This window comes from Homoserinimonas sp. (genome assembly GCF_056262345.1).
On the sequence record NZ_JBACFR010000007.1, the window covers coordinates 1 to 10893 of the forward strand.

General features: G+C 63.8%; 12 protein-coding genes. 5 read left to right on the forward strand and 7 right to left on the reverse strand.

Going from position 1 to position 10893, the window contains the following annotated elements:
- Positions 1 to 65: 65 nt before the first annotated feature.
- The gene (locus tag AC062T_RS00390; protein WP_476026314.1) at positions 66 to 1184 is read right to left on the reverse strand and encodes a hypothetical protein; all 1119 of its coding nucleotides are present in this window, start codon (positions 1182 to 1184) and stop codon (positions 66 to 68) included.
- A gap of 89 nt (positions 1185 to 1273) precedes the next feature.
- Here AC062T_RS00390 and AC062T_RS00395 point away from each other — a divergent pair, with 89 nt between their 5' ends.
- Entirely contained in the window at positions 1274 to 2563 is a 1290-nt protein-coding gene (locus AC062T_RS00395; RefSeq protein WP_476026316.1) for an ATP-dependent DNA helicase, read from the forward strand.
- Between the two features lie 17 nt (positions 2564 to 2580).
- Here the strand turns inward: AC062T_RS00395 and AC062T_RS00400 are convergent, their stop codons facing one another.
- A complete protein-coding gene (locus AC062T_RS00400; protein WP_476026318.1) occupies positions 2581 to 3231 on the reverse strand; it encodes a biliverdin-producing heme oxygenase in 651 nt (216 codons plus the stop codon).
- A 139-nt stretch (positions 3232 to 3370) separates the two neighbouring features.
- Positions 3371 to 3667 carry a DUF2470 domain-containing protein gene (locus AC062T_RS00405; protein ID WP_476026320.1) on the reverse strand — a complete coding sequence of 99 codons (297 nt, stop codon included), beginning with the start codon at positions 3665 to 3667 and terminating at the stop codon, positions 3371 to 3373.
- Positions 3668 to 3709: 42 nt separating this feature from the next.
- Between AC062T_RS00405 and AC062T_RS00410 the strand changes: the two genes are divergently transcribed.
- Entirely contained in the window at positions 3710 to 4255 is a 546-nt protein-coding gene (locus AC062T_RS00410) for a DinB family protein (protein ID WP_476026322.1), read from the forward strand.
- Here AC062T_RS00410 and AC062T_RS00415 read toward each other — a convergent pair.
- From AC062T_RS00415 to flgN, 4 genes are read right to left on the reverse strand one after another with little or no spacing between them, the layout of a single operon-like run.
- Positions 4252 to 4635, reverse strand: a complete 384-nt coding sequence (locus AC062T_RS00415; protein WP_476026324.1) for a flagellar assembly protein FliW — start codon at positions 4633 to 4635, stop codon at positions 4252 to 4254. The two genes, AC062T_RS00410 and AC062T_RS00415, sit on opposite strands and share 4 nt — an antisense overlap.
- Entirely contained in the window at positions 4632 to 5534 is a 903-nt protein-coding gene (locus AC062T_RS00420) for a flagellin N-terminal helical domain-containing protein (RefSeq protein WP_233245515.1), read from the reverse strand. The genes AC062T_RS00415 and AC062T_RS00420 overlap by 4 nt, the downstream gene beginning before the upstream one ends.
- Positions 5535 to 5537: 3 nt before the next feature.
- Positions 5538 to 6962, reverse strand: coding sequence for a flagellar hook-associated protein FlgK (gene flgK / locus AC062T_RS00425; RefSeq protein WP_476026326.1), 1425 nt, complete (start codon positions 6960 to 6962; stop codon positions 5538 to 5540).
- An 8-nt stretch (positions 6963 to 6970) separates the two neighbouring features.
- A complete protein-coding gene (gene flgN, locus AC062T_RS00430; protein WP_108518539.1) occupies positions 6971 to 7456 on the reverse strand; it encodes a flagellar export chaperone FlgN in 486 nt (161 codons plus the stop codon).
- Positions 7457 to 7878: 422 nt separating this feature from the next.
- On the opposite strand from flgN, the gene AC062T_RS00435 reads away from it, so the two are divergent.
- The 3 genes from AC062T_RS00435 to fliD form a co-directional block, all read left to right on the forward strand.
- Positions 7879 to 8703, forward strand: a complete 825-nt coding sequence (locus AC062T_RS00435; protein ID WP_476026328.1) for a sigma-70 family RNA polymerase sigma factor — start codon at positions 7879 to 7881, stop codon at positions 8701 to 8703.
- 119 nt (positions 8704 to 8822) lie between these two features.
- On the forward strand, positions 8823 to 9668 hold the full coding sequence (locus AC062T_RS00440; protein ID WP_199220437.1) for a flagellin N-terminal helical domain-containing protein: 846 nt from the start codon (positions 8823 to 8825) through the stop codon (positions 9666 to 9668).
- A gap of 136 nt (positions 9669 to 9804) precedes the next feature.
- Positions 9805 to 10893 (forward strand): flagellar filament capping protein FliD (fliD, locus tag AC062T_RS00445; RefSeq protein ID WP_476026331.1); only part of this gene is annotated, 1089 nt, incomplete at its 3' end.

A 10893-nucleotide genomic window follows, 5' to 3' on the forward strand; every position in this document is an offset into this window, starting at 1 on the left:
CGAGGATGCGACGCACGACCCAGCTCGTCGGTAGCTCTGCGACCCGCTTCTCGCTCGGTGCAGCGTTAGCTGGGTTCCATGGGGGTGAGGATGAGGCCTCCGTCGCTCGTGAACGTTGCAAGGTATGACACGCTAAAGCTCACGTCTTCTTCGAGCCTCGTGACCGTGCCGTCGAACAGTGAGCGCACGTCGACCGAGAGTCGGGCCAGCCCCAGAGTGGGTTCGATGAGCCAGGTGCCGAGTTGCTCGCCGGCAACGATCGACACGACGGGGTAGTCGACGGTCGACCACTGGGGCAGACCGTCAATGCGATCAGAAATCGATTTGCCGAACGGGCATCCGGTGGGCAGCAGTACCTTCTGCGCGGCACAGCCATCGAGCTGGGCCTCGAGCTCCTGCTGCACGGACTCGATGAACTCCGCGCTCGCGTGTACCTCGAGCGTGAACTCCTCGGGTTCGCCCGGGCGCAGAATGAGCGCGGTCTGGGGCTCGGCGACCAGATAGGTGGAGTTGTGGCTGATCGACAGTGCCGAGGGAACAAGAACCGCAAATGGCGTTGGCTGACCAGGACCATTCACCGCGACGGCCGAAATGCCGTTCGACTCGAACTCGAGGGTGTTGAGCGGGGTGATTTCTAGGGTCGTAAGCGGCGATTGGGCGAACGACCAGGCGGAGAAGAAGGCCAGATGGATGCCCGTGCGCTCGACGATAAAGGTCGAGGTCTGCGGTGTGCCGTCGAGTTCATAAGAGTAGGAGAGAGCATGGGTGCCATCGTCTCGAGCGTCGTCGTCGACCAGCTCGATCTTCTCAAGGGAGGTGAGGGCCTCGCGAACCAAGAGGGCATTGCTCGGCACGCTCGTGGGAGTCGCAGCCTCGGGTTGCTCCGCCCTCGCTCCCGCTGGCCCCGGACTCGGAGCGGTTGCCTGAGCTTCGGTGTCGGCACGAACTTCGTCGGTGGGGTCGCCGCTCGCCGTGACACCGGGCATCGCCAGCGCCGCTTGAAGATCGTGGCGGGCGACGGCATTGAGGTAGCTCGAGACGAATCCAGAGGCGCTGAACACCGAGGTGTTGAGCGCGATCACGACCGCAACGAAGGCAACGACGAGAATGCCGAAGAGCGCGGATGCGCGGATGAGAATTCGGCGGCGCAGGTCAGCAGATTCCTCCCCAGATCGCACCGTCATGAGGCCATCCTAGACGGAGGCTCTCGGCTACTCCTGGGGTGAGGGGGCGGTAGATTAGACCAGGTGATTATTGCGGGGAGGGGACTCGAATGAGCGATCTGACCCTGTCCGCTGAACAGGCTGCGGTGTTCGACACGATTGAGAACACGCGCGAGAACATCTTTGTAACCGGTCGTGCCGGAACCGGAAAATCGACTCTGCTCAACCACCTCTCGTGGAACACGTCGAAGCAGATCGTCATCTGTGCCCCCACCGGCGTTGCAGCCCTCAATGTGGGTGGCCAGACCATCCACTCGCTGTTTCGTCTGCCGATCGGTGTGATCGCCGATCACGAGATCGAGCAGGGGCCAGAGCTGCGCAAGCTCCTCAACACGATTGACACCCTCGTAATCGACGAGGTTTCGATGGTGAATGCTGACCTGGTCGACGCGATGGACCGCAGCCTGCGTCAGGCGCGGCAGCGCAAGAACGAACCCTTCGGCGGCGTTCAGGTCGTTCTCTTCGGCGACCCCTACCAGCTCGCCCCCGTGCCGGGCGATGCTGATGAGCGCGCCTACTTTGCCGACACCTACCGATCGATGTGGTTCTTTGACGCCAAGGTGTGGAACGAGACACAGCTGCGCATCTTCGAGCTGCAGGTCATCCACCGCCAGCACGAAGAGGCGTTCAAGTACATGCTCAATGCCGTGCGGCACGGCATGGTCACTGCGGAGATTGCCGGGCAGCTCAACGAGGTGGGGGCGCGGCCGGCTCCCGTTGACGACGCGATTACCCTCGCAAGCCGCAACGACACCGTCAACCGCATCAACGCCAGTTCGCTTGCCCGACTGCCCGGCCGCTCACGCACAGCGACAGCCGAGGTCAACGGAGACTTTGGTGGGCGCTCATACCCGGCGGATGAAAACCTGCAGCTCAAGGTGGGGGCCAGGGTTATGTTTCTGCGTAACGACCCCGATCAGCGCTGGGTCAATGGCACCGTCGGCACCGTCTCGCGAATCGACAACACCGTCAAGGTGATGGTCGACGGGGACGAGCACGAGGTGCTTCCTGCCGTGTGGGAGAAGATCAAGTACAGCTACTCGGCAACCACAAAACAGCTCAGGCGCGACATCGTTGCGGAGTTCACCCAGTTTCCCCTGCGCGCAGCCTGGGCCGTCACGATCCACAAGTCCCAGGGCAAAACCTACGACCGCGCGATTGTCGACCTCTGTGCGCGCTCGTTCGCTCCCGGCCAGACCTACGTGGCCCTTAGCCGCATCGCGTCGCTCGACGGTCTCTATATGAGCAGACCGCTGCGGCCATCCGACATCATCGTGGACGACAACGTGCGCCGATTCATGTCACAGGCAGCCACGGTGCCGGGTATCGCCGCGTCCTAGGCTCCCCCGCTGCGCAACTATGCCGCGGCGGTTGCGGCCTTCTGAGCATCGAGGTCAAAGAAGAGGTCGGTGTTGAACTGGTAAGCAACCAGGACCTCTTCGATAACGCGGCCGCGCTCCTCTTCTGTCCACTCGATCGAGTCGAGGGCTGCCCGGTAGGCATCCTTGAACTCGGCCGGAGACTCGATCTCGGCGAAGCTATAGAAGGCAACGCCCTCAGCGCCGAGGCCGAAGTGGCGCTGCATGAGCTTGCCGATGTGCTGGCCACCCGAGAGATCGCCGAGGTACCGCGTGTAGTGGTGGGCGATGACGCCGCCGGTCCAGTCGGCAACCTCGCGCATCCGCTCGCAGTAGCGAACCGTGGCGGGCACCGGGCTGATGCGGTCGCGCCATCCCTCGCCCATGAGGTGATCGAGGTCTGCTTCGATCGCCGGCATGCGCACGAGCTCTGCAGAGAAGAGGGCGCTCGCGTCGGGATCGCTGGCCTTAGCGGCGGCGATCTCCTCGAGCACCTCGTAGATGAAGAAGTGCTGCACGACGAGCTGGGTGTAGTCGTCGAGGGTGCCTTCGCCCTTCATGAGGTTGGTCATGAATCCCGCGCCCTCGCTTTCGCCGTGGCTGGCCCACGTGCGTTCGCGTAGGGCCTGAGAGAAGGGGATGAGGGTCACAGCGGTACTCCAAAGGCTAGTTAGGTCACCCTAATACTAGCAATGTGCCGACACGGTGTCAGTACGTTTCTTCAGTTACGCAGGCCTCGATCAACAAAAGGCCAGCCGCGAGAAGGGCACTGGGCGGCGCAGGTGACCCTTAGTGGGGGCGCGGTTCGAGCCCCAACCGCTCGCACGCCGCGTCGTAGAGCACGACGATCTCGCGGCGGATCTCGGCCCGCTCCGAAATGGTGGTCGACCACGGAACCTCGAGCTCGTGCGTCTCGCTGTCGGCGACGTAGCTCCACCGCCCCCCATTTTCGTCGAGGTCGGTCATTGTTGCCGACGTTGCGGCAGCATCCCCGAAGGCACGGGCGATGAGCACGTTGTCGTCACGGTGGTCGTCGTTCATGTGGTGAAGAACTGCAGCGACCACATCGGCAGAAAAAACTGGCATGAAATATACGGTACCGGTGTCTCGGGTGCGCCACGATGGGGTATGGCTATCACTCCCGACACTAAAGACTGGACCTGGGTGCTGACCACCCCGTGCCCGGAATGCCACTTTGACGCTTCTACGTTTGGATCTGGCGATGTTCCCGACATGATTCGGGCGAACGCTGCCGCGTGGCCGCGACTGCTCGACAGGCCCGATGTTGTCGCACGGCCCAACGACGTCACCTGGTCGCCGCTCGAATACGCCGCCCACGTTCGTGACGTGTATCGGCTCTTTCACGAGCGGCTCACCCTCATGCTCACGCAGATCGACCCACAGTTTGCCAACTGGGATCAGGATGCTACGGCGATTGCCGATAACTATGCGGGGCAAGATCCCGCCACGGTCGTGAAAGAGCTCGCTCAGGCGGGCGAGTCGATCGCCGACGAGTTTGCGGGGGTGCGGGGCGAGCAGTGGTCGCGCACGGGTCGCCGCTCGGATGGCGCGGTGTTCACGGTCGAAAGCTTCGCCAAGTATCTGCTGCACGACGTGGTGCACCATGTGTGGGATATAACCCCCACGAGCATGGGCGGCCGCCCCCTGGACTAGACGCGCGCGAGTTCCGCCCGGAGGGGCCATTCCTGGTTGTCCAGGATGAACTGCGCACACGCGCCGGTGGTGGAGTTGACCACGATCGGTGCCATGAGGTTGGTGGTGGTCGTTCCGTCGATGCCGGGGTTCGCCACCACGAGCACGAGGGCGTCGTCGGCGGAGTCTAGGGCGAGGCTCGCCGCCTGCTGATCGCTGATCTCGGGGTTATACGCCGGCAGGTAAACCCCGGCGTTGAGCACATAGAGCCGCTGTTCGCTGGCGCCAACGGCACGCAGGGTGAACAGACCCATCGCCCCGGCAACTTCTTCGAGAAGAAAGTCGACGTGAGGGGCGAACCCGGGCGGCGGAACCACGAAGGTCAGCGCTGCGGCGCTCATCGCAGAAAGTCCATGAGCGTGGGCTGAAGAACGCGGGCCGAAACGGCGAGGGCCGACTGGTAGGAGACCTCTTGAGCCTGTAGGTCAAGGATCGCCCTGCCGAGGTCGAGGTCTTCGATCTCGGACCGCTGCGATTCGAGGGCAATAGCCTTCGACATCGTGGTCTCCTCCGCTTTCATCACCTGGGAATGCCGTGTGCCGACCGTGGCCCACTCTCCCTTGATCACTTCAAGTCTGGCATCGATGTCAACGAGCTTGACTCCCACGTTGGTGCCGCCCCGCAGGTCGGCGACAATCGAGTCGACGAGCGCGAACACCGAGGCTGCACCCTGCCCGAAGACCGTGGTGCCATCGGAATCGACGCGAACAAGCGAGTGCCCGTCGATGCGACGCTCGACGGAGCTGCCTGGCGCGCCGCTGAAGGCGAGGCCGTCGGGGCTGGTGGGGTCTGCGACGAACGCGGCACCTGCGTTGGAGCTGCCGGCGAAGATTGTGCGGCCGAGGTAGGTGCTGTTGGCCTGCACGAGGAGGTCTTCTCGCAGGCTTTCGAGCTCGACGGCGATCGCCTCCTTCGCGGTCGGCGACATTGCGCCGTCGTTGGCGCCCTGCACCGTGAGGTCGCGTACGCGGTTGAGAAGGCCGGTGACGTTGCTGAGGGTGGAATCAACGGTGGAGAGCCATCCGAGCCCGTCGGAGATGTTGCGCTTGTACTGGTCTGTTGACGCCTGCTCCGCGCGCACGAGCAGGGAGTTGGCCGTGCCGATGGGGTCGTCGGAGGGGCGGCCGATGCGCTGCAGGTTTGTCGCCTTCTCCCGTACCGCGCCGAGCGTGGCCATTGAGTTCTGCAGGTTCTGCTGCGCTGTGCGCATCAGAAGGGTGCTCGTGGTTCTGGTGATCACGGGTTACCTCCCTACGACGCCGGTGCGGTTAATGAGGGTGTCGAGCATCTCGTCGACGGCCGTCATGACCCGGGCGGCGCCCTGATAGGCGAGCTGAAAGCTCAGCATGTTGATGTTCTCTTCGTCGATGTCGACGCTCGAGTGCGCGAGCTGTGCACCGATTGCAGCGTTGACCGAAATGGTGGAGAGGTCTGCCTGGTGACCGGCCGTGCGGGAGGCGACACCGATTCCCGTAACGATCGTGGACCACACGGCGGAGGGGCCGGATGGGTCGACGCCGATCTGCGAGATCGCGTCGGCGATACCGCCGTTGTAGGCGCCCGCACCGGAGTTCGACGAGGCGATGGTGTCGACCGAGGTGGCGACGACGACGAGGTTGCGGGCGTCGACGACGCCGCCGGCCCAGCCGAAGAAATCGAGGTTGGTGGAACCGTTGGCGGTTTCTCCGGTGCGGTGGACTGAGTTCACTCGGTCGTGAAGAGAAACGGCGAGGGCGGTGAACGACGCCGCTGCCCCGGCAAGGGAGCCGCCCGTTCGGGTTGCATCTGCGGGGGCGAGTGACGCGATTGCGCCAGCGATTTCGCCGCCATCGAGGGAGATGGGGGTGTCTGGCCGGTGGTTCCACTCCAGTCGCACGGGGTCGCCGGCTCCGTCGGCCATGATGCGCCCGCCGGCCACCGAGATGGGCCTGAACGTGTCGCCGCTCACGATGGCGTTGCCACCGATAAGGACTTCGACCGTGCCGTCGGCGGTTTCGCGCGCCGTTCCTCCCGCGAGAGAGGCGATCGTGGCGGTGAGGCTCGAGCGCTTGTCCATGAGTTCGTTGACCGACTCGCCAGCGGCGAGGGCGCTTCGGATGCGGCCATTGAGCCCGGCCACCTGCGAGGCGGCTTCGTTGAGTTCCGAAGCCATGCCATCCGTCTGGGCGCGCAGATCAGACCATTCGGCCGCAATCTCGGTGTACCCATTGCCGATGCGGGCAGCGAGAACGCCGGCCTGCTCGAGGAGAACGCTGGCGGATGCTGGCTCGCCGGCCCGGTTCGAAACGTCTTGCCACGCGGACCAGAACGTCTGCAGCTGGTTGGAGATGCCGTTCTTGCCGGGCTCCTGGAGGACGCTCTCGATCGTGTCGAGAGCGCTGCTCCGCACGTTCCAGTAGCCAGAAGAGGCGGCGGACGAACGAACCTTGGAGTCGAGAAAGATGTCGCCGAGACGCGCGATGCCCTCGGTGGCGACGCCCTGGCCTACCGTGACGCCGTGGGAGAGGGCGCCCACGTTCGCGAGCCCGCCAATCGAGGCGGTCGTCACGCGCTGCCGGGTGTAGCCCTGGGTGTTGAGGTTGGCGATGTTCTGCCCCACGACATCCAGCCCGTTGCGGGCCGCAGTGAGGGCGGTATAGGCGGTGTTAAGTCCGCTGAAGGTGCTCATGGTGCCGCCTAGAGTCTTTCGTCGATGAGTCGGGCCCCGGTGCCAGAGTCGTTGGCCTGGCCGGAGGCGTCGTAGGTGCCGGGATCGTTGCCGATCCCTGCAATGGTCTCTTGCGTTGAGCGAAGGGCAGACCGCAGGAACTGCTCGTTCGAGTCACGAAGCTGGGCGATCTGGCCCGTGAGCTCGGTCATCGCGGTCAGGTGGTTCGAGAAGATCTCTGACCAGGGGCCTTCTGGAGCGTGGTTGATGAGGTCGCGCAGCGTCGCTTCGCCCGGCGCGCCCCATTCTTCTGCGAGGGCAGAAACCTCGACCGTGCGGGTGAGGTTGAGGGGTCGAAGCCGTTCGAGCACTTGCTCGACCTCGCGGGTTGCGTGCTGGAGCCAGCGGGTTTTGCCCGCGGTGAGAAGGAGCTGTTCTTCTTCTAGCTTGAAGAGCAGGAGCTCGAGGAGCTCGCGTTCTCGCCACAGGGTGGCGGACACGTCGTTGGCTCCCACGGTCTCTCCTGTCGTTCGTTTATCGGGGTCACGGCGCACAGCGTCGTAGTCAGTCGCCCGGGTCGGCGCTTGAAATGGACTATCGGCAAGGCTAGCGGCTCCGTTAGGGGATATATCCGAATCTCTTCGGCAATGCCGCTACGTGTGTCGTCTACCCCAGTTATGGGGAGCTGCTCCCCCCTAGGGGGGACAGTGACCAAAAAAAGTTCAGGTGTTGGGTGAGAGTTTGGCCCTTTCGCGGGCATAGAGTCGCCGCAGTCGCCGAGATCGCAATCGATCAAAGGCGACAAACAGTCGAGGATCACGGCGGTTGTGGTCACCCGAAGCGGCCTCACCCGGCAGTCTCGACTGGACGTTCGGACCCGAACCAGCACGTCGCTTACCCAAACATGTTCCACACGCTTTTAAGCACAACGGGGGTAATGCTGGTGAATCTCACTGCGCGCAACACACTGGTGGTCGACAACCTGCCACTCGTGGGATATCTGGTTTCCGAGCTCTGCGCTCGGGCCACCCACCTTTCGCGGGACGACCTTGCCTCAGCGGGCGCACTCGGCCTGATCTCGGCCGCCGAGTCGTTCAAGCCTGAGCTCGGCATTCCCTTTGGCGCGTTCGCTCGCAAGCGCATTACCGGCGCCTTCGCCGACGAGCTCCGCGCGGGCGACTGGGCAAGCCGCGGTACCCGCAAGCGCATTAAGCAGACGATGGCGATCGAAGAGCAGCTCACGGCAACCCTCGGCCGCGCTCCCTCTGTTGATGAGATCGCCGCAGCGCTCGGCGTCGACCGCGCTTCAGCCCAGGAGGCCATGGCGGATGCCGGCCGCACCATGAGCACACTCGACGAGATCACCGCCGAACTGCTCGTCTCCGAGTCGCAGCAGCCAGAAGACACCGTGCTCGAAGCGGAGCGCACCGGATTCCTGCACTCCGCCGTCGACGTGCTGCCCGAGAAGATGCGCCACATTGTCACGGCCATCTACTTTGACGACAAGACCGTCAAGGAGATCGCAGAAGAGATGGGGATCACCCACTCGGCTGTCTCCCAGCAGCGTTCGGAGGCCATTCGCCTGCTGCGCGACGGCATGAACACCCACTTCTCCGACGACGACATCGAACGCGCTCCGGAATCCCGCATCTCTGCCGCGAGTCGCAGCGCCTACCTCGCCCGCCTCGCCGGCCAGGCCACGAGCGGCATGAGCCGTATGGCAACCGCGGGAACGGCGCTCGACCGCACCATCGCATCCTGACAGAGATCACCACAATTTAAGAATTCCTTCTAACGGATGCCGAACGGCAGCCGATAGCTAGGATTACCGGCCCATGGATGGGCTGGTGAACCACAACCCACATCACGGAGGAAAACACCATGGGTATGCAGATCAACACCAACGTCGCGGCACTCAACTCGTACCGCAACCTGTCCAACACGCAGAACGACCTGTCGAAGTCGCTGGAGAAGCTGTCCAGTGGTCTGCGTATCAACCGTGCAGCGGACGACGCGGCCGGCCTCTCGATCTCCGAGGGCCTGCGCTCGCAGGTCAACGGACTCAACGTTGCCGCTCGTAACGCCCAGGACGGCATCTCGGTCATCCAGACCGCAGAAGGCGCCCTGACCGAGGTTCACTCCATCCTCCAGCGTATGCGTGACCTCGCTGTTCAGGGTGGTAACGACTCGAACAGCCCCGAGGCTCGCACGGCGATCGAGACCGAGGCCGGAGAGCTCAGCAAGGAGCTCTACCGCATCACGGAGTCGACCAAGTTCAACGGCATCAACCTGCTCAAGGGTGCCGAGCTGACGTTCCAGGTGGGTGCCAACGGCGACGCCAACAACGCCATTGCCGTAACCCTCGCCAACGTTGCTACGTCGGTCGGAACGCTTGCGTCCGCTGACGGAACCGCCGCAGGTGTTGGTTTCGACGTTGACAGCAACGGCGTTGCACAGACGACCATCACCGCGATCGACACCGCGATCACGGCTATCTCCACCTCACGCGCCAACCTCGGTGCCGTGCAGAACCGCTTCGAGTCGACGATCAACTCGCTCAACGTCTCGGCGGAGAACCTTGCCGCTGCGGAGTCGCGTATCCGCGACACCGACATGGCAAGCGAGATGGTCAACTACACCCGCGCGAACATCCTGTCGCAGGCTGGCACCGCGATGCTTGCTCAGGCAAACCAGTCGAACCAGGGCGTTCTTCAGCTCCTCGGCTAAGCAGCACAGTGAATAGCCAACGCCCGGGGGCGGCGGTGCGCGAGCCTGAATCTCGCTGCACGGCTGCCACCGGGTGTTGGTCACATTCGCGCACCTACATCACACGCACCTAACACCAAATCAGGGGGAGGAAATCATGGGAATTTCGCTTGATGGCCTCGCCAGTGGGCTTCCGACAAAGGAACTCATTGCCTCTCTGATGCAGATCGAAGCGGTCCCCCAGACGCTTCTCAAGAACAAAGCAACCCGCACGACCAGCATCGTCACGGTGCTTCAGGCCCTCAACCAGCGCATCGCTGCTCTGGGAGACCTATCCAAAGCCGCGGCCAAGCCAACGGCGCTCGACCTGCACACCGCGCTGACCAGTTCGGATGGCGCAACGGCCACCGTAGGCAGTGGCGCAGCGGCCGGATCAATCGATTTTGTCGTTGACAAGCTCGCACAGGCGCAGTCCGGCGTCACCGCGGCAATGCGCGAATGGTCGACGCCCCCGACGCTCACGATCGTGGGCAGCAACGGCACCACGACAGAGCTCACCCCGGCCTCCTCGTCGCTCGACGCCGTCGCCAAGGCAATCAACGACGCAGGCGTCGGAGTCAGGGCACTCAAGGTGGCCTCGGGTGTCGACGGCAGCGGCGACCCCCTCTTCAGGCTTCAACTCACCGGAACCAGCACGGGCGCGACCTCTGGCTTCTCGATCTACCAGGGCACTGCGGCAGACGTGGCAGCGTCGACGGCAGTCGATGTGTTGGCCACCCCCGGTGCCGCGATCATCACGGCGGCTCAAGATGCCGAGATCACCCTGTGGGCGGGAACTGCCGCGTCGCAGACGGTGACCTCGGCCACAAACTCATTCGAGGCACTGCTGCCTGGTGTGTCGGTGACGGTGGCCAAGGCCGACCCGAACCCCGTCACTCTTACCGTTGCTCGCGACGTAGAAGGGGCGACCAAGGTCGCTAAGGACCTCGTCACGTCTCTTACGGAGATCTTCTCCTTCATCGACGCCCGCACCAAGGTCTCTATTGGCACCGACGGGGCAACGACCGGCGGAGTCTTCTCGGGCGACAGCACCGTGCGTTCGGCGAAACAGAGCCTGCTCTCGGCGATCTCGATGCCGATCAACGGCCACTCCCCCGCAGATGTCGGCATCAACATCACCAAGCACGGCACCATCGAGTTCGATGCCGAGAAGTTTGCGGCGGCCCTCGCTTCAGACCCTGCCAAG